13 protein-coding genes and 1 pseudogene are annotated in these 19,147 nt (G+C 55.9%); 12 read left to right on the top strand and 2 right to left on the bottom strand.

The features are described from left to right. Positions 1-48: 48 nt before the first annotated feature. Positions 49-1,356, top strand: coding sequence for an MFS transporter (locus tag S7A_RS15900; RefSeq protein WP_009092231.1), 1,308 nt, complete (start codon positions 49-51; stop codon positions 1,354-1,356). 32 nt (positions 1,357-1,388) lie between these two features. On the opposite strand, the gene satP is transcribed toward S7A_RS15900, so the two are convergent. After that, positions 1,389-1,964: an acetate uptake transporter gene (satP, locus tag S7A_RS15895; protein WP_009092229.1), complete on the bottom strand. Its 576-nt coding sequence runs from the start codon at positions 1,962-1,964 to the stop codon at positions 1,389-1,391. A 295-nt stretch (positions 1,965-2,259) separates the two neighbouring features. On the opposite strand from satP, the gene dnaK reads away from it, so the two are divergent. The 3 genes from dnaK to nhaA all read left to right on the top strand — a co-directional run bounded on the left by dnaK (position 2,260) and on the right by nhaA (position 6,803). Beyond that, a complete protein-coding gene (gene dnaK, locus S7A_RS15890) occupies positions 2,260-4,170 on the top strand; it encodes a molecular chaperone DnaK (protein WP_009092227.1) in 1,911 nt (636 codons plus the stop codon). A 104-nt stretch (positions 4,171-4,274) separates the two neighbouring features. Further along, positions 4,275-5,420, top strand: coding sequence for a molecular chaperone DnaJ (dnaJ, locus tag S7A_RS15885; protein ID WP_009092225.1), 1,146 nt, complete (start codon positions 4,275-4,277; stop codon positions 5,418-5,420). Positions 5,421-5,624: 204 nt separating this feature from the next. Beyond that, positions 5,625-6,803 carry a Na+/H+ antiporter NhaA gene (gene nhaA / locus S7A_RS15880; protein WP_033736405.1) on the top strand — a complete coding sequence of 393 codons (1,179 nt, stop codon included), beginning with the start codon at positions 5,625-5,627 and terminating at the stop codon, positions 6,801-6,803. A 133-nt stretch (positions 6,804-6,936) separates the two neighbouring features. Here the strand turns inward: nhaA and rpsT are convergent, their stop codons facing one another. Then, entirely contained in the window at positions 6,937-7,200 is a 264-nt protein-coding gene (rpsT, locus tag S7A_RS15875; RefSeq protein WP_006117633.1) for a 30S ribosomal protein S20, read from the bottom strand. A 306-nt stretch (positions 7,201-7,506) separates the two neighbouring features. Here rpsT and ribF point away from each other — a divergent pair, with 306 nt between their 5' ends. The 8 genes and pseudogenes from ribF (at position 7,507) to carB (ending at position 19,094) form a co-directional block, all read left to right on the top strand. Continuing rightward, positions 7,507-8,436 (top strand): bifunctional riboflavin kinase/FAD synthetase, encoded by a 930-nt coding sequence (gene ribF, locus S7A_RS15870; RefSeq protein WP_009092217.1) that lies wholly within the window; start codon positions 7,507-7,509, stop codon positions 8,434-8,436. A 29-nt stretch (positions 8,437-8,465) separates the two neighbouring features. Beyond that, positions 8,466-11,284 (top strand): annotated as a pseudogene (gene ileS / locus S7A_RS15860) (isoleucine--tRNA ligase). Then, positions 11,284-11,790 carry a signal peptidase II gene (lspA, locus tag S7A_RS15855; protein WP_009092212.1) on the top strand — a complete coding sequence of 169 codons (507 nt, stop codon included), beginning with the start codon at positions 11,284-11,286 and terminating at the stop codon, positions 11,788-11,790. Before ileS ends, lspA begins: the two are co-directional and overlap by 1 nt. A 3-nt stretch (positions 11,791-11,793) precedes the next feature. Further along, a complete protein-coding gene (fkpB, locus tag S7A_RS15850; protein ID WP_009092210.1) occupies positions 11,794-12,264 on the top strand; it encodes an FKBP-type peptidyl-prolyl cis-trans isomerase in 471 nt (156 codons plus the stop codon). Then, positions 12,245-13,198, top strand: coding sequence for a 4-hydroxy-3-methylbut-2-enyl diphosphate reductase (gene ispH / locus S7A_RS15845; protein WP_009092209.1), 954 nt, complete (start codon positions 12,245-12,247; stop codon positions 13,196-13,198). Before fkpB ends, ispH begins: the two co-directional genes overlap by 20 nt. Positions 13,199-13,420: 222 nt before the next feature. Beyond that, positions 13,421-14,227, top strand: coding sequence for a 4-hydroxy-tetrahydrodipicolinate reductase (gene dapB / locus S7A_RS15840; protein WP_009092207.1), 807 nt, complete (start codon positions 13,421-13,423; stop codon positions 14,225-14,227). A 476-nt stretch (positions 14,228-14,703) separates the two neighbouring features. After that, the gene (gene carA, locus S7A_RS15835; protein ID WP_009092206.1) at positions 14,704-15,852 is read left to right on the top strand and encodes a glutamine-hydrolyzing carbamoyl-phosphate synthase small subunit; all 1,149 of its coding nucleotides are present in this window, start codon (positions 14,704-14,706) and stop codon (positions 15,850-15,852) included. Positions 15,853-15,866: 14 nt separating this feature from the next. Next, positions 15,867-19,094 carry a carbamoyl-phosphate synthase large subunit gene (gene carB / locus S7A_RS15830; protein WP_009092204.1) on the top strand — a complete coding sequence of 1,076 codons (3,228 nt, stop codon included), beginning with the start codon at positions 15,867-15,869 and terminating at the stop codon, positions 19,092-19,094. The last annotated feature ends 53 nt before the right edge of the window (positions 19,095-19,147 follow it).

Below are 19,147 nucleotides of genomic sequence, written 5' to 3'. Positions count from 1 at the left end.
GTATAGTAATTAGATCTTTACAACCCGATCTTTTGCCTCTGGACTATTATGAACCTGACCTCTACGCAGCGTCTGACCGGTAAGGATTACAGAACCCTGGCGCTGGCCGCACTGGGCGGCGCGCTGGAATTTTACGACTTCATCATTTTTGTCTTCTTCGCCACCGTCATTGGCGAACTCTTTTTCCCCGCCGATATTCCCGAGTGGCTGCGCCAGCTGCAGACCTTTGCCATTTTTGCCGCCGGCTATCTGGCACGTCCGCTGGGCGGCATCGTGATGGCCCACTTTGGCGATAAAGTGGGGCGTAAGAAGATGTTCAGCCTGAGCATTATGCTGATGGCGCTGCCGACATTGATGATGGGCGCGCTTCCCACCTGGCAGACTATCGGCGTGGCCGCACCGTTACTGATGCTGCTGATGCGGATGCTGCAGGGGGCGGCGATTGGTGGCGAGGTGCCGGGAGCCTGGGTGTTTGTCGCTGAGCATGTGCCCTATAAACGCATCGGTATCGCCTGTGGCACACTGACGGCCGGGCTGACCATCGGAATTTTACTGGGGTCGCTGGTGGCAACGCTGATCAATACCTTACTCTCACCCCAGGCGATTCATGATGGCGGCTGGCGCATCCCGTTCTTCCTCGGCGGCCTGTTCGGGCTGGGCGCGATGGTGCTGCGCCGCTGGCTGCATGAGACGCCGGTGTTTGTGGAGATGCAGCAGCGTAAAGCGCTCTCCAGTAAGCTGCCGCTGAAAACAGTGCTGGCTGAACATAAAAAATCGGTCGTCATTTCCATGCTGCTGACCTGGCTGCTCTCCGCCTGCATTGTGGTGGTGATCCTGATGTCCCCGGTCTGGCTGCAAAAACAGCTGGGCATTGCGCCTGCGCTGACGCTGCAGGCCAACAGCCTGGCCACCGTCATGCTCTGCTTCGGCTGTATTATTGCCGGCCTGGCGGCCGATCGCTTCGGTGCCAGCCGCACGCTGTGTGTCGGCAGCCTGCTGCTGGCGATCTGCTGCTGGCAGTTTTATCATCTGACTGCACTCTATCCGCAGCAGCTCTTCCTGCTGTATGGACTGGCCGGCCTCAGTGTTGGCGCCGTGGGCGCCGTCCCGTTCGTGATGGTGCGTGCCTTTCCGGCGGAAGTCCGTTTTACCGGTATCTCCTTCTCCTACAATCTCGCCTATGCGATTTTCGGCGGCCTGACACCGATTTTTGTGTCGCTGCTGATGAATGTGTCGGTGATGGCCCCATGCTGGTATGTGATGGCACTGGCGCTGGTGGGACTGGTGACGGGGATCTGGCTGCGGCGCGATATCAGCCACGAGCCAGAACTGCATCAGGGGGTTAATTCGCTGTAGTGAGAGGACGCGGAGCCTGACTCCGCGTCTTATTATGATTGATGCGGCTTCTCGCCAATCGGCAGAACGGTACGGCCAAAGGTTTCGTTCAGCACTTCCCCCATGGCCAGATAGCAGGCGCTGGCGCCGCAGAGAAGGCCAACCCAGCCTGCCGTGGTGACCAGCGCAGGCAGATGCATCAGATGCGCTACGGCCAGCAGCAGAAACAGCAGCGTGAGCGTGGCGAAAACAAACTGCAGCATCCGCGCACCTTTCAGCGTGCCGACAAACATAAACAGCGTGAAGATGCCCCACAGAAGCAGCCAGGCCCCCAGAAAACGTTCGTCGGGGGCGTTCGCGAGGCCCATTTCCGGCAGCAGCAGAATCGCCACAAAGCTTAACCAGAACATCCCGTAAGAGGTAAAGGCCGTCAGCCCAAAGGTGTTATTCTTTTTAAACTCCAGCAGGCCTGCCAGCACCTGCGCAATCCCACCATAAAAAATCCCCATGGCCAGAATCGCGACGTCCATCGTGAACAGGCCCGCGTTGTGCAGGTTAAGTAAAACCGTTGTCATGCCAAATCCCATTAATCCCAGCGGGGCAGGGTTGGCCAGTGTTGAATTTGCCATAGTTCCTCGGCGGTCAGTAAACGTTGATGATAAAAAGCACTCCGCTTCACTCCATCGAGCGGAGCGGCGCATCATATTCAGCGTTCTGCCTGGGTTCTTTGATCCCGACCGGGCCAGAGGTGAAAATTTTTTTGGTTTAACCCTTGATGCGCATCGAAGCGGCCCCATTTACTTCTCATCGAGCGTTGTGAACGTTGGAAAAAAAGCATGTGCTGGCAGGTTGAATGCAAACAACCCGCCCACATAAAAGGTTCACAACCCAAATTGGCAACGAATTTAAGTGGGAGATGTTTAGATGGGTAAGATTATTGGTATTGACCTGGGTACAACCAACTCTTGTGTTGCGATCATGGATGGCACCAAAGCACGCGTGCTGGAAAATGCCGAGGGCGATCGCACCACGCCTTCAATTATTGCGTACACACAGGATGGCGAAATTCTGGTCGGTCAACCGGCTAAACGTCAGGCAGTGACCAACCCGCAGAATACCCTGTTCGCAATTAAGCGTCTGATCGGTCGTCGCTTCCAGGACGAAGAAGTTCAGCGTGATATTAAAATCATGCCGTACAAAATCGCCAGCGCTGACAACGGCGACGCCTGGCTGGAAGTGAAAGGCCAGAAAATGGCACCGCCGCAGATTTCAGCTGAAGTGCTGAAGAAAATGAAAAAGACCGCCGAAGATTACCTCGGTGAGCCAGTGACCGAAGCGGTGATCACCGTTCCGGCATACTTTAACGATGCACAGCGTCAGGCGACCAAAGATGCAGGCCGCATCGCGGGTCTGGAAGTTAAGCGTATCATTAACGAACCAACCGCTGCTGCACTGGCCTACGGTCTGGACAAAGGTCAGGGTAACCGCACCATCGCCGTGTATGACCTGGGTGGCGGTACCTTCGATATCTCCATCATCGAGATCGATGAAGTTGATGGCGAAAAAACCTTTGAAGTTCTGGCAACCAACGGTGATACCCACCTGGGTGGTGAAGACTTCGACAGCCGTCTGATTAACTATCTGGTAGCTGAATTTAAGAAAGATCAGGGCATCGATCTGCACAACGATCCTCTGGCGATGCAGCGTCTGAAAGAAGCCGCAGAGAAAGCGAAAATCGAGCTCTCTTCTGCTCAGCAGACCGACGTTAACCTGCCGTACATCACTGCAGATGCGACCGGTCCTAAGCACCTGAACATCAAAGTGACCCGCTCTAAGCTGGAGTCACTGGTTGAAGATCTGGTTGCACGCTCAATCGCGCCACTGAAAGTTGCGCTGCAGGATGCGGGCCTGTCGGTTTCTGACATCAACGACGTTATCCTGGTCGGTGGTCAGACCCGTATGCCACTGGTTCAGGCGAAAGTCACCGAGTTCTTTGGTAAAGAGCCACGTAAAGATGTGAACCCGGACGAAGCCGTTGCTGTCGGTGCTGCGGTTCAGGGTGGTGTACTGGGTGGCGACGTGAAAGACGTGCTGCTGCTGGACGTAACCCCGCTGTCACTGGGTATCGAAACCATGGGTGGCGTGATGACGTCGCTGATCAGCAAAAACACCACCATCCCGACCAAGCACAGCCAGGTCTTCTCGACTGCTGAAGATAACCAGTCAGCCGTGACCATTCACGTGCTGCAGGGTGAGCGTAAGCGCGCCAATGACAACAAGTCACTGGGCCAGTTTAACCTCGACGGTATCCAGGCTGCCCCTCGCGGTATGCCGCAGATCGAAGTCACCTTCGACATCGATGCGGATGGTATCCTGCACGTGTCGGCGAAAGATAAGAACAGCGGTAAAGAGCAGAAAATCACCATCAAAGCCTCTTCCGGTCTGAACGACGAAGAGATCGAAAAAATGGTGCGTGATGCGGAAGCGAACGCAGAAGCTGACCGTAAGTTCGAAGAGCTGGTACAGACGCGCAACCAGGGCGATCAGATTGCCCACAGCACGCGTAAGCAGCTGGAAGAAGCCGGCGACAAACTGTCAGCAGACGACAAAGCGCCAATCGAAGCCGCACTGGCCGCGCTGGAAACTGCGCTGAAAGGCGAAGACAAAGCGGAAATCGACGCCAAAATGCAGGCGCTGATGGAAGTGTCCGGCAAACTGATGGAAGCCGCACAGCAGTCTCAGGCAGGTGCAGCCGATGCCGGTGATGCGTCAGCGAAGAAAGATGACGACGTTGTCGATGCTGAATTCGAAGAAGTAAAAGACAACAAGAAATAATTGCCCCTGACCGGGCGCGACGGCTGGCCTGACAGCCGTTGAAACCAGCACGGGCGTCGGAGATCTCTCCACGCCCGTGCGATCATGTTAAGGGCTAAATAAACATGGCGAAGAGTGATTACTACGAGATTTTAGGCGTCGCCAAATCCGCGGACGAGCGTGAAATCAAAAAGGCGTACAAACGCCTGGCAATGAAATTTCACCCGGATCGTAATCCCGGAGATAAAGAAGCCGAAGCCAAATTCAAAGAGGCTAAAGAAGCGTACGAAATCCTGACCGATGCGCAGAAGCGTGCGGCCTACGATCAATATGGTCATGCAGCCTTTGAACAGGGCGGCATGGGTGGCGGTGGATTCGGCGGCGGCGGCTTTGGCGGCGGCGGTGCAGACTTCAGCGATATCTTTGGCGACGTATTCGGTGACATCTTTGGTGGTGGACGCCGTCAGCGCGCATCCCGCGGCGCCGATTTACGCTACAACATGGAGCTGACGCTGGAAGAAGCGGTACGCGGCGTGACCAAAGAGATCCGCATTCCAACGCTGGAAGAGTGTGATGTCTGCCACGGCAGCGGCGCGAAACCGGGCACGCAGCCACAAACCTGTTCGACCTGTCACGGTGCAGGCCAGGTGCAGATGCGCCAGGGCTTTTTCACCGTTCAGCAGGCCTGTCCGACCTGCCACGGTCGCGGCTCGGTGATTAAAGATCCGTGCAACGCCTGTCACGGTCACGGTCGCGTTGAGAAGTCGAAAACGCTGTCAGTGAAAATCCCGGCCGGGGTCGACACCGGCGATCGTATCCGTCTGAGCGGAGAAGGCGAAGCGGGCGAGCAGGGCGCGCCAGCGGGCGATCTCTATGTTCAGGTCTCGGTGAAGAAACACCCGATTTTCGAACGTGAAGAGAACAACCTCTACTGCGAAGTGCCGATTAACTTTGCGATGGCGGCGCTGGGCGGCGAGATTGAAGTGCCGACGCTGGATGGACGCGTGAAGCTGAAAGTGCCGTCAGAAACCCAGACCGGCAAGCTGTTCCGCATGCGCGGACGCGGCGTGAAATCTGTTCGCGGTGGTGCGGTTGGTGACCTGTTGTGTCGCGTCGTGGTGGAAACACCGGTCAGCCTGAACGAGAAACAGAAATCGCTGCTGCGTGAACTGGAAGAGAGTTTTGGCGGTCCGAGCGGCGAGCACAACAGCCCGCGCTCCAAGAGCTTTTTCGACGGTGTGAAAAAATTCTTTGACGACCTGACCCGATAAATCGGGAAAGATAAAACGGAGCCCTGGGCTCCGTTTTTTTTGGCCTCTGATCAGGGATGCTGCACACCGACTGCCCCGCAGCGTAGACGGGCCTGCGGATGATCCGGTCAATGCGAGCGACAACGCCGGGCACAAGCTGCTGTTAACGGGCGATATGAGTCGTTACACTTATTCACTTTCACTCGCCGATCAGGAAGATAAACGTTGAATAAGCCTCGGAAACTCAGAAACCTCCTCAGGAGCTTCATTGAAAGTGATGCCAGTAACGGCATGATATTAATCCTGGCGGCCGTGGCGGCCATGATCCTCGCCAATACCGCTGCGACGGCCGAAGGCTATCAGGCGTTACTGAATGAGCCTGTCCAGATCCGCTTTGGTGCGCTGGATATCAGCAAAAATCTGCTGTTATGGATAAACGATGCGCTGATGGCGCTGTTTTTCCTGCTGATTGGGCTGGAAGTGAAGCGTGAGCTGAGGGTCGGTGAACTCGCAAGCCGGGAGAAGGCAATTTTTCCGGTTATCGCAGCCCTGGGAGGCATGGCGCTGCCCGCCCTGATCTTTCTGGCTTTCAACCACGGTGATGAGATTGCCCGCAACGGCTGGGCGATTCCCACGGCAACGGATATCGCGTTTGCACTGGGGGTGCTGGCCCTGCTCGGCAGCCGGGTTCCCGCTGCGCTGAAAGTTTTTCTGATGGCGCTGGCGATTATCGATGACCTGGGGGCGATTGTGATTATCGCCCTGTTCTATACCAGCGGCCTGTCTATGCTCTCTCTGGGCGTGGCGGCAGCGGCGATTGTGGTGCTGGCCCTGCTGAATTACTTCAACGTCCGCAAAATCTCGATCTACATTCTGGTGGGCATTGTGCTCTGGACCGCCGTCCTTAAGTCGGGTGTTCATGCAACGCTGGCAGGCGTTATCGTGGGCTTCTTTGTGCCGCTGGAGAAGAGAGAGGGGCACTCGCCAGCAGAGCATCTGGCGCACGGCCTGATGCCGTGGGTGAACTGGCTGATTCTGCCGCTGTTTGCCTTTGCCAATGCCGGTATTTCCCTCGCCGGTATTACGCTGGGCGATATCCTGTCACCGGAACCGGCAGGCATCATCTTTGGCCTGTTAATCGGCAAACCCCTGGGCATTACGCTCTTCTGCTGGCTGGCCGTCAGATTGCGGCTGGCGGTATTGCCTGGCGGCACCACCATCCGCGATATCATGGCGATCGGCGTGCTGTGCGGTATCGGCTTCACAATGTCGATATTTATCAGTTCACTGGCCTTTGATGCCGCCCATGAGCAGCTGGTGACGTTCTCTAAGCTGGGGATTCTGACCGGTTCTCTGCTCTCCGCCGTATTGGGATATAGCCTGTTACGGGTCAGGCTGCGTTAAGAGAGGGGAGGCGAAAGCCTCCTTTTTTCGCGTTGCATCACCCTCACGAGGAGTGGCGGTGCGGCAAATGACAGGCGAAAAAAAAACCGGCGTAAGCGCCGGTTCTTTCAACAAAGCGATAAACAACAGGCGATTAAGCCAGTTTGTTGATCTGTGCAGTCAGGTTTGCTTTATAACGTGCAGCTTTGTTTTTGTGGATCAGACCTTTAGCAGCCTGACGGTCCACGATTGGTTGCATTTCATTGAATGCGTTCTGCGCAGCAGCTTTGTCGCCTGAAGCGATCGCCGCGTATACTTTCTTAACGAAGGTACGCATCATAGAGCGGCGGCTAGCGTTATGCTTACGGCGTTTCTCAGATGTTACGGCGCGTTTCTTAGCTGATTTGATATTAGCCAAGGTCCAACTCCCAAATGTGTTCTATAGAGACAAATCAAAGGCCGAGGACTATGCCCTTCCAACCTGATTTTGTCAATGGATTTGTGCAAATAAGCGTCGCTCTATGAGCAGCACTCGGTTACGTATTTGATGGCGCAAGATTCTACCAGCTTCGCCTTCCTGAATACAGTATTTCGCGACAAAATTCTCAACACGTGCTTCTGTAACAGGAAATGCAGCACGTTAAGCATGAAAGGCGTGCTGACGGGTTAACCTGAACCGGTTTCAAGGGTATAATCCGCCGATTTCCACCGGTTTGGGTCAGCCATGAAGTTTATCCGCGGTATTCATAATCTTAACGAGCAGCATCGCGGCTGCGTTCTGACCATTGGTAATTTCGATGGCGTACACCGCGGGCATCAGGCACTGATGGCCCGGCTGTGTGAAGAGGGACGCAAACGTAATCTGCCGGTGGTGGTCATGGTCTTTGAACCACAGCCGCTGGAGCTGTTTGCTGGCGATAAAGCCCCGGCTCGCCTGACGCGCCTGCGTGAAAAATTGCGCTACCTGGCTGAAGCCGGCGTCGATAAAGTGCTCTGCGTGCGGTTTGACCGTCGCTTTGCGGCGTTATCCGCCCAGCGTTTTATCAGCGACCTGCTGGTTGAAAAGCTTGACGTCAGATACCTTGCGGTGGGCGATGATTTCCGCTTTGGCGCCGGTCGCCAGGGGGATTTCCGGTTATTGCAGAAAGCCGGTGTGGAGTATGGCTTCGAGGTTATCAGCACCGAAACCTTCTGTGAGGGCGGAAAGCGCATCAGCAGCACCGCCGTGCGCCAGGCGCTGGCCGCCGATGATTTAGCGCTGGCGCAGTCGTTGTTAGGCCATCCTTTCACGATTTCCGGCCGCGTCGTGCACGGTGATGCACTGGGACGCACGCTGGGCTTCCCAACCGCCAACCTGCCTTTGCGCCGCAGCGTGTCGCCGGTGAAAGGGGTCTATGCGGTGGAAGTGGAAGGGCTGACGCCGGAGCCGCTGCCGGGCGTGGCGAACATCGGCACCCGTCCGACGGTAAAAGGTTTACGCCAGCAGCTTGAAGTTCACCTGCTCGACATCAATATCAATCTTTATGGTCGTCACATTGATGTGGTGCTGAAACAGAAAATACGAAACGAGCAGCGCTTTGCCTCACTGGAGGCGTTGAAAGAACAAATTGCGAATGATGTGGTAACGGCCCGGCAGTTCTTTGGGCTGCTTTAACCTGAGCGAAAAACGGAATCGAGAATCTGATGAGTGACTATAAATCTACCCTGAATTTGCCGGAAACGGGATTCCCGATGCGTGGCGATCTGGCCAAACGCGAACCGGGAATGTTGCAACGCTGGTATGCCGACAACCTGTATGGCGTTATCCGCGAAGCCAAAAAGGGGAAAAAACCTTTATCCTGCATGATGGCCCTCCTTATGCGAACGGCAGCATTCATATCGGTCACTCAGTTAACAAGATTCTGAAAGACATTATCGTTAAGTCGAAAGGCATGGCGGGTTATGACGCGCCCTATGTGCCGGGCTGGGACTGTCACGGTCTGCCTATCGAGCATAAAGTTGAGCAGATGATCGGCAAGCCGGGCGAGAAAGTCACGGCGGCTGAATTCCGCGAAGCGTGCCGCAAATATGCGGCAGAACAGGTTGAAGGCCAGAAAGCGGACTTTATCCGTCTGGGCGTACTGGGCGACTGGGATCGTCCTTACCTGACCATGGACTTCAACACGGAAGCCAACATCATCCGTGCGCTGGGTAAAATCATCGGCAACGGTCACCTGCACAAGGGCGCGAAGCCGGTGCACTGGTGCCTGGATTGCCGTTCTGCCCTGGCCGAAGCGGAAGTGGAATATTACGACAAGACTTCACCGTCGATTGATGTGATGTTCAACGCCGTCGATGCCGACGCTGTGCGTCAGGCGTTCGGCGTCACCGCGGTTAACGGCCCGATTTCACTGGTTATCTGGACCACCACTCCGTGGACGCTGCCCGCTAACCGCGCTATCTCCCTGCACCCGGAATTTGACTATCAGCTGATCCAGATCGAGGGCCGTGCCCTGATCCTGGCAAAAGAGCTGGTGGAAAGCGTCATGAAGCGTGCCGGTGTCAGCGAATGGCAGGTGCTGGGCGAATGCAAAGGTGCCGCGCTGGAGCTGCAGCTGTTCCAGCATCCGTTCCTTGAGCAGATTCAGTCGAAAGTGGTGCTGGGTGAACACGTCACGCTGGATGCCGGTACCGGTGCGGTCCATACGGCACCCGGCCATGGCCCGGATGACTATGTGATCGGCCAGAAGTATGGCATCGAAACCGCTAACCCGGTCGGGCCAGATGGCGCGTATCTGCCAGGCACTTATCCGACGCTGGATGGGGTTAACGTCTTTAAAGCCAACGATATGATCGTTGAGCTGCTGAAAGAGAAGCAGGCGCTGCTGCACGTTGAAAAACTGCTGCACAGCTATCCGCACTGCTGGCGTCACAAAACGCCTATCATCTTCCGTGCCACGCCACAGTGGTTCATCAGCATGGATCAGAAAGGCCTGCGTGCGCAGTCGCTGAAAGAGATCAAAGGCGTGCAGTGGATCCCGGACTGGGGTCAGGCGCGTATTGAATCGATGGTGGCGAACCGTCCTGACTGGTGTATCTCTCGTCAGCGTACCTGGGGCGTGCCGATGGCGCTGTTCGTTCATAAAGAGAGCGAAGAGCTGCACCCGGATACCCTGGCACTGATGGAGAAAGTGGCACAGCGTGTTGAGCAGGATGGCATTCAGGCCTGGTGGGATCTCGATCCGCGCGAGCTGATGGGCGATGACGCCGATCATTACGTCAAGGTTCCGGATACCCTGGATGTCTGGTTCGACTCCGGGTCAACCAGCTATTCCGTCGTGGATGCCCGTCCGGAATTCGAAGGACAGGCGCCGGACCTCTATCTGGAAGGGTCCGATCAGCATCGCGGCTGGTTTATGTCCTCGCTGATGATCGGCACCGCGATGAAAGGCAAAGCGCCTTATCGTCAGGTACTGACACACGGTTTCACCGTGGATGGTCAGGGCCGCAAAATGTCGAAATCGATCGGCAACACCGTGTCGCCGCAGGATGTGATGAACAAGCTGGGTGCTGACATTCTGCGCCTGTGGGTGGCATCAACCGACTATTCGGGTGAAATGGCGGTCTCCGATGAGATCCTGAAGCGTTCCGCCGATGCCTATCGCCGTATCCGTAACACCGCCCGCTTCCTGCTGGCGAACCTTAACGGCTTCAATCCGGCCACCGACCTGGTGAAACCGGAAGAGATGGTCGTGGTGGATCGCTGGGCCGTGGGACGTGCGCAGGCGGCGCAGGCCGATATCGTCGCCTCTTATGAGAACTACGATTTCCATGAAGTGATCCAGCGTCTGATGCAGTTCTGTTCTGTTGAGATGGGCAGCTTCTATCTCGACATCATCAAAGATCGCCAGTACACCGCGAAGGGCGACAGCCTGGCGCGTCGTAGCTGTCAGACCGCGCTGTGGCACATCGTTGAAGCGCTGGTGCGCTGGATGGCGCCGATCATGTCCTTTACCGCGGATGAGATCTGGGGCTATCTGCCTGGCGAACGCGCGCAGTATGTCTTCACCGAAGAGTGGTATCAGGGTCTGTTTGGCCTGGCGGAAGATGAAGCCCTGAACGATGCCTACTGGGCTGAGCTGCTGAAAGTGCGTGGCGAAGTTAACAAGGTCATCGAGCAGGCGCGTGCCGACAAACGTATCGGTGGCGCACTGGAAGCCACCGTGACGCTCTATGCCGATGCGGAGCTGGCCGCTAAGCTGCAGGCGCTGGGCAACGAGCTGCGCTTTGTGCTGCTGACCTCAGGTGCCCAGGTGGCCGATTATGCGCTGGCAAACGATGAAGCGCAGCAGAGCGAACTGCTGAAAGGTCTGAAAATTGCGCTGCACAAGGCGGAAGGCGAGAAATGTCAGCGCTGCTGGCATTACACTACCGACGTCGGCCAGAATCCGGAGCACGCTGCGGTCTGTGGTCGTTGTTACACTAACGTAGCCGGTGACGGTGAACAGCGTGAATTTGCCTGATGCGTAAACCTATTCTCTCAACCGGATTGCGCTGGCTGTGGCTGGTGCTGGTGGTCATCGTTGTCGACTTCGCCAGTAAACAGTGGGTGATGAACAATATGATGCTGCATGAAACGCAGCCGCTGATGCCCTATCTGAACCTGTTCTATGCGCACAACTACGGCGCGGCGTTCAGTTTCCTGGCGGACAAAGGCGGCTGGCAGCGCTGGTTCTTTGCCGGTATTGCGCTGGCGATCGTGGTTTCACTGGTGCTGATGATGTATCGCAATCAGGCCAGCCAGAAGATTTCAAACATCGCGTATGCCCTGATTATCGGCGGTGCGATAGGCAATTTATTTGATCGCTCCTGGCATGGCTTTGTGGTCGATTTTATCGATTTTTATGTCGGTAACTGGCACTTCGCTACATTTAATATCGCTGACTGCGGCATCTGTATTGGTGCCGCATTGGTGGTGCTGGAGGGCTTTTTCAGCCCGAACGGCAAACAGGCTAAACAGAAAGGGTAAGTGATGACTGAGTCCGTACAGCGCGACAGCGCGGTGTTGGTGCATTTTACGCTGAAGCTGGAAGATGGCTCGACGGCGGAATCGACCCGTGCAAACGGTAAGCCTGCGCTGTTCCGTCTCGGTGATGGCAGCCTCTCTGCGGCACTGGAGGAGGCACTGCTGGGGCTGAAAGCGGGTGAAACTAAACAGTTCACTCTGGCGCCGGAAGAGGCATTTGGTGGCGTCAGCCCTGACCTGATCCAGTATTTCTCGCGTCGTGACTTTATCGATGCCGGTGAACCGGAAGTGGGGGCCATCATGCTGTTCAGCGGCATGGGCGGCAGTGAAATGCCAGGCGTGATCCGTGAAGTCTCCGGTGATTCGATCACCGTAGATTTTAACCATCCGCTGGCAGGTCATCGTATTCAGTTTGATGTAGAGGTGCTGGAGATCGATCCGGCACTGGAGGCGAACGATGCAAATCCTGTTAGCTAATCCGCGCGGTTTCTGCGCCGGCGTTGATCGCGCCATCAGTATCGTTGAGCGCGCGCTGGAGATGTATGGCGCGCCCATCTACGTGCGTCACGAAGTGGTGCATAACCGTTACGTGGTCAACAGCCTGCGTGAGCGCGGGGCGATCTTCATCGAAGAGATCAGTGAAGTGCCGGATAACGCGATTCTGATCTTCTCTGCGCATGGTGTTTCGCAGGCGGTGCGTACAGAAGCCAAAGCGCGCAATCTGACCATGCTGTTTGATGCAACCTGTCCGCTGGTGACAAAAGTGCATATGGAAGTGGCACGCGCCAGCCGTAAAGGCGTTGAGGCAATACTGATCGGTCATGCGGGTCATCCGGAAGTGGAAGGCACCATGGGGCAGTACAACAACCCCGATGGCGGGATGTATCTGGTCGAGTCACCGGAAGATGTTTTCCGGCTGACGGTAAAGGATGAAAACAACCTGAGCTTCATGACGCAGACCACGCTGTCAGTGGATGATACGTCAGACATCATCGATGCTCTGCGTCAGCGCTTCCCGGCGATTATCGGGCCGCGTAAAGATGATATCTGCTATGCCACGACCAACCGGCAGGAAGCGGTTCGCACCCTGGCGAAAGATGCCGAGGTGGTGCTGGTGGTGGGGTCGAAGAACTCCTCCAACTCGAACCGTCTGGCTGAACTGGCGCAGCGCGCCGGTAAGCTGGCGAAGCTGATCGACTCTGCTGATGATATTCAGGAAGAGTGGGTCAAAGGCGTGGCCTGTATCGGTGTCACCGCCGGTGCCTCAGCGCCCGATATTCTGGTGCAGCAGGTGATTCAGCGACTGCGTGAGCTGGGCGGCGAAGCCGCGATCGAGCTGATTGGCCGTGAAGAGAACATCGTCTTTGAAGTGCCAAAAGAGCTGCGCGTCGAGGTGCGCAACGTGCAGTAACCACACGTTAATCCTGATAAAAAGGCCGACTCCGTTCGGCCTTTTTTGTTTTTAGCGGCCGATGAAAAGCCCACCTTTTGCCATGGCGATTGCTTTTACTGATAATCGCAGGCGGCTGGCATAAAATTCTTATTATCCCTGATTAATAGTGGCGTGACTGTTAACTCGTCGTTAACCTGATGACGCTTTGGATGCATAGTTTTGTTTTAGGAATGAATAAATATGAAGAATATCCGCATTGCCGTTGTGGGCGCGCCGGGCCGTATGGGCCGTAATCTGATTGAGGCGACACAGCAGGCTGAAGGCGTGGAGCTGGGTGCTGCGCTCGCCCGTCCGGGTTCATCGCTGACCGGCAGCGACGCCGGAGAGTTAGCGGGCATCGGCAGAAACGGCATCCTGATTGCTGACGATTTACGTGCAGTGATTGATGACTTTGATGTGCTGATCGACTTTACCCGTCCGGAAGGCACGCTGGAGTATATGGCGATCTGCCGTGAGCACGGCAAAGCGATGGTGATCGGCACCACAGGGTTCGATGACGCAGGCAAAGCAGCTATTCGCGCCGCCTCAGAAGATATCGCCATTGTGTTCGCCGCAAACTTCAGTGTGGGCGTCAACCTGGTGCTGAAGCTGCTGGAGAAAGCCGCCAGCGTAATGGGGGAGTATGCGGATATTGAGATTACTGAAGCGCACCATCGCCACAAAGTGGATGCGCCATCGGGCACCGCACTGGCGATGGGTGAAGCGATTGCCGATGCGATGCAGTGGAAACTGGATGAGCACGCGGTCTATACGCGTGAAGGACACACCGGCGAACGTCAGCCTCAGACAATCGGTTTTGCCACGGTCCGCGCCGGGGACATCGTCGGTGAGCATACGGCAATGTTTGCGGATATCGGCGAACGGGTTGAGATAACCCACAAGGCCTCAAGCCGTATGACCTTCGCAAAAGGTGCGGTTAAGTCGGCGTTGTGGCTGAAAGAGAAAAAAGCAGGCCTGTTTGATATGCGGGATGTGCTGGATCTGTGATGTTGTGCGTGTTGTGAACCATCGTGATGTGGTTATTTCAATCGTTAACCAATTGATTGAAAAGGGGCAATATTTTTATTGCCCTTAATTTTGTCTTAAATCCTCGCTATGATGTCAAAACAGATTAAGCCATCTGTTTTTATCACTTTTCCCGCGTTTTATCTCCGTTAAGATGCCATTTTTGACCATTTGGTCAAAAAAATCAGCCTGACAGCCTCGCGTTCTTATTTTTACTGCCTGGCAAACGATTATTCGGCCGGGTTTTCTCCTGTTTTTACCGCTTAAGCCCGTTTCTGACCTCATAAGTCAGATAAAGATGAAAAAAACGGGCCTCAGGGTAGACAAGCCCCAGGGTGATCATTAGAATGCGCGCAATTTGCCAAAAATCGACAATTCAGGCGGTTTTTGCATTGATTCAGGCGGCTATTTTGAATTAATATGCAGATATTATGACTGTTTATTCCCTGGAGGATGTTTTGATTAAGTCAGCAATCCTGGTTCTGGAAGACGGAACCCAATTCCACGGTCGGGCCATCGGGGCAACGGGGTCGGCAGTGGGGGAAGTCGTTTTCAACACCTCAATGACCGGTTATCAAGAAATCCTCACTGATCCTTCCTATTCCCGCCAAATCGTTACTCTCACTTATCCCCATATCGGTAATGTCGGTGCCAACGCCGCTGATGAAGAATCAAGCCAGATTCATGCTCAGGGCCTGGTCATCCGTGATCTGCCGTTGATTGCCAGCAACTTCCGAAGCGAAGAGGGACTCTCCGCTTACCTGCAGCGCAACAACATTGTGGCCATTGCCGATATCGATACCCGCAAGCTGACGCGTCTGCTGCGTGAGAAAGGCGCTCAGAATGGCTGCATTATCGCCGGTGATAATCCGGATGCCGCGCTGGCGCTGCAGAAAGCCCAGGCGTTCCCCGGGCTGAAAGGGATGGATCTGGCGAAAGAGGTCTGCACGACGGAAACCTATAGCTGGCAGCAGGGCAGCTGGACGCTGGGCAGTGGTCTGCCGGAACAATCCTCAGCGGAAGCCCTGCCTTATCATGTCGTGGCTTACGATTACGGTGCCAAGCGCAACATTCTGCGTATGCTGGTTGACCGCGGCTGCCGTCTGACCGTTGTACCGGCTCAGACACCGGCGGAAGAGGTGCTGAAAATGAATCCGGATGGCATTTTCCTCTCCAACGGCCCGGGTGACCCGGAGCCATGTGACTACGCCATCAGCGCGATTCAGGCCTTCCTGAAAACCGAGATTCCGGTGTTCGGTATCTGCCTGGGTCATCAGCTGCTGGCGCTGGCCAGCGGAGCCCGGACCGTGAAGATGAAGCTTGGCCACCACGGCGGCAACCATCCGGTGAAGGATCTCGACAATAATCGTGTGATGATCACCGCCCAGAACCACGGTTTTGCCGTCGATGAGAACGATCTGCCCGCGAACCTGCGTGTCACCCACATTTCGCTGTTCGATAAAACGGTGCAGGGCATTCACCGCACTGACAAGCCAGCCTTCAGCTTCCAGGGACACCCGGAAGCCAGCCCGGGACCGGGTGATGCTGCGCCGCTGTTTGACCACTTTATTGAATTGATTGACGCCTTCCGTCTGCAAGCGAAGTAATCAGGAGCTAATTCATGCCAAAACGTACAGACATAAAATCAATCCTGATTCTTGGTGCCGGTCCGATTGTGATCGGTCAGGCCTGTGAATTTGACTATTCCGGTGCACAGGCGTGTAAAGCGCTGCGTGAAGAGGGTTACCGGGTCATCCTGGTGAACTCCAACCCGGCGACCATCATGACCGACCCTGAGATGGCCGATGCCACCTATATCGAGCCCATTCACTGGGAAGTGGTGCGCAAAATCATTGAAAAAGAGCGTCCGGATGCCGTACTGCCGACCATGGGCGGCCAGACTGCGCTGAACTGCGCACTGGAGCTTGAGCGTCAGGGCGTGCTGGAAGAGTTTGGCGTGACCATGATTGGTGCGACTGCAGATGCCATTGATAAAGCAGAAGATCGTCGTCGCTTTGACGTCGCGATGAAAAGCATCGGGCTGGACACCGCCCGTTCCGGTATCGCACACACCATGGAAGAAGCGCTGGCCGTGGCGGAAGATGTCGGTTTCCCCTGCATCATCCGTCCCTCCTTTACCATGGGCGGCACCGGTGGCGGCATCGCCTATAACCGCGAAGAGTTTGAAGAGATTTGTGAACGGGGCCTCGACCTTTCACCAACCAATGAGCTGCTGATTGATGAGTCGCTGATTGGCTGGAAAGAGTATGAGATGGAAGTGGTTCGCGATAAAAACGACAACTGCATCATCGTCTGCTCGATTGAAAACTTCGATGCGATGGGGATTCACACCGGTGACTCCATCACGGTCGCCCCCGCTCAGACGCTGACGGATAAAGAGTATCAGATCATGCGTAACGCCTCGCTGGCGGTCCTGCGTGAAATCGGTGTGGAAACCGGTGGCTCTAACGTCCAGTTCTCGGTGAACCCGAAAGATGGTCGCCTGATTGTTATCGAGATGAACCCGCGCGTCTCTCGCTCCTCTGCGCTGGCTTCAAAAGCGACCGGCTTCCCGATTGCGAAAGTTGCGGCCAAGCTGGCGGTCGGCTTTACTCTCGATGAGCTGATGAATGACATCACCGGTGGTTTAACGCCCGCCTCATTTGAGCCGTCGATTGACTACGTGGTCACCAAAATTCCACGCTTCAACTTCGAAAAATTTGCCGGTGCCAACGACCGCCTGACCACCCAGATGAAATCGGTCGGTGAGGTGATGGCGATTGGCCGCACATTCCAGGAGTCCGTACAGAAAGCGCTGCGCGGCCTGGAAGTGGGCGCGCACGGCTTCGATCCGAAAGTGCATCTGGACGACCCGGAAGCCCTGACCCGCATCCGCCGCGAGCTGAAAGATGCCGGTTCAGACCGTATCTGGTATATCGCTGACGCGTTCCGCGCCGGGATGTCGGTCGATGGCGTCTTCAATCTCACCAACATTGACCGCTGGTTCCTGGTGCAGATTGAAGAGCTGATCCGGCTGGAAGACCAGGTGGCTCGTGAAGGGGTAAACAGCCTGGATGCGACCTTCCTGCGTGCGCTGAAGCGTAAAGGCTTTGCCGACGCCCGGCTGGCTGCGCTGGCTGGCGTGGCTGAGAGCGAAATTCGCAAGCTGCGTCAGCAGTTTAACCTGCACCCGGTCTATAAGCGTGTGGATACCTGCGCCGCCGAGTTCGCCACCGATACCGCTTACATGTACTCCACCTATGAAGAGGAGTGCGAAGCCAACCCGGCGACGGATCGCGATAAGATCATGATTCTGGGCGGTGGGCCAAACCGTATCGGTCAGGGTATTGAGTTCGACTACTGCTGTGTTCACGCCGCGCTGGCGCTGCGTGAAGATGGTTACCAGACCATTATGGTCAACTGTAACCCGGAAACTGTGTCGACCGATTATGACACCTCCGACCGTCTCTACTTTGAGCCGGTAACGCTGGAAGATGTGCTGGAAATCGTCCGTATCGAGCAGCCTAAAGGCGTAATCGTGCAGTATGGCGGTCAGACCCCGCTGAAGCTGGCGCGTGCGCTGGAAGCGGCAGGTGTGCCGGTTATCGGCACCAGCCCGGACTCTATTGACCGTGCTGAAGACCGTGAACGTTTCCAGCAGGCTGTCGATCGTCTGAGCCTGAAACAGCCAGCCAATGCCACGGTCGCAACGCTGGAGCAGGCCGTTGAGAAAGCCGCTGGCCTGGGCTATCCGCTGGTGGTGCGTCCTTCTTATGTACTGGGCGGCCGTGCCATGGAGATCGTCTACGACGAAACCGACCTCAAGCGCTACTTCCAGACAGCGGTCTCCGTCTCTAACGATGCGCCGGTGCTGCTGGATCGCTTCCTGGATGATGCGGTCGAAGTGGATGTGGATGCGATCTGCGACGGTGAGCGGGTGCTGATTGGCGGCATCATGGAACATATCGAGCAGGCTGGCGTTCACTCCGGTGACTCCGCCTGTTCACTGCCGGCCTACACTCTGAATCAGGAGATTCAGAATGTGATGCGTCAGCAGGTTGAGAAGCTGGCGTTCGAACTGAACGTCCGCGGCCTGATGAACGTCCAGTTCGCGGTCAAAGACAACGAAGTCTACCTGATCGAAGTTAACCCGCGCGCCGCGCGTACCGTGCCGTTCGTCTCGAAAGCGACCGGTGTGCCGCTGGCGAAAGTGGCCGCACGCGTGATGGCAGGCAAAACGCTGGCAGAGCAGGGCGTTACCGAAGAGGTGATTCCGCCTTACTACTCCGTGAAAGAGGTCGTACTGCCGTTCAACAAGTTCCAGGGCGTTGACCCGATTCTTGGACCGGAAATGCGTTCGACCGGTGAAGTCATGGGCGTGGGCCGCACCTTTGCTGAGGCCTTCTCTAAAGCGATGCTGGGCGCACAGAGCAACATGAAGAAGTCAGGCCGTGCACTGCTGTCGGTACGTGAAGGCGACAAGAAACGTATCGTCGACCTGGCTGCCAAGCTGCAGAAGTTTGGTTTCGAGCTGGATGCGACACACGGCACGGCGGTTGTGCTGGGCGAGGCGGGAATTAACCCACGCCTGGTGAACAAGGTGCATGAAGGTCGTCCGCACATTCAGGACCGTCTGAAGAATGGCGAATATAGCTATATCGTCAATACCACGGCAGGACGTCAGGCGATTGAAGATTCGAAGCTGATTCGCCGCAGTGCTCTGCAGTATAAAGTGCACTATGACACCACGCTGAATGGCGGTTTCGCCACTGCGATGGCGCTGAATGCTGACCCGACGGAGCAGGTCATCTCCGTTCAGGAGATGCACGCGCAGATTAAGGCGATGTAAGACAAAGTAGTGTGAAAAGCGGCTCCTGCGGGAGCCGTTTTTTTTTATATTCT

The sequence above is a fragment of the Pantoea sp. Sc1 genome (assembly GCF_000255315.1).
Lineage (GTDB): Bacteria > Pseudomonadota > Gammaproteobacteria > Enterobacterales > Enterobacteriaceae > Pantoea > Pantoea anthophila.
This window is presented reverse-complemented; position numbering and strand designations above follow the sequence as displayed.

Coding starts and splice junctions, on each gene's coding strand:
- satP (WP_009092229.1), bottom strand. CDS start 1,964: ATGGCAAATTCAACACTGGCCAACCCTGCCCCGCTGGGATTAATGGGA.
- ribF (WP_009092217.1), top strand. CDS start 7,507: ATGAAGTTTATCCGCGGTATTCATAATCTTAACGAGCAGCATCGCGGC.
- dapB (WP_009092207.1), top strand. CDS start 13,421: ATGAAGAATATCCGCATTGCCGTTGTGGGCGCGCCGGGCCGTATGGGC.
- carB (WP_009092204.1), top strand. CDS start 15,867: ATGCCAAAACGTACAGACATAAAATCAATCCTGATTCTTGGTGCCGGT.
- dnaJ (WP_009092225.1), top strand. CDS start 4,275: ATGGCGAAGAGTGATTACTACGAGATTTTAGGCGTCGCCAAATCCGCG.
- fkpB (WP_009092210.1), top strand. CDS start 11,794: ATGACTGAGTCCGTACAGCGCGACAGCGCGGTGTTGGTGCATTTTACG.
- ispH (WP_009092209.1), top strand. CDS start 12,245: ATGCAAATCCTGTTAGCTAATCCGCGCGGTTTCTGCGCCGGCGTTGAT.
- dnaK (WP_009092227.1), top strand. CDS start 2,260: ATGGGTAAGATTATTGGTATTGACCTGGGTACAACCAACTCTTGTGTT.
- lspA (WP_009092212.1), top strand. CDS start 11,284: ATGCGTAAACCTATTCTCTCAACCGGATTGCGCTGGCTGTGGCTGGTG.
- S7A_RS15900 (WP_009092231.1), top strand. CDS start 49: ATGAACCTGACCTCTACGCAGCGTCTGACCGGTAAGGATTACAGAACC.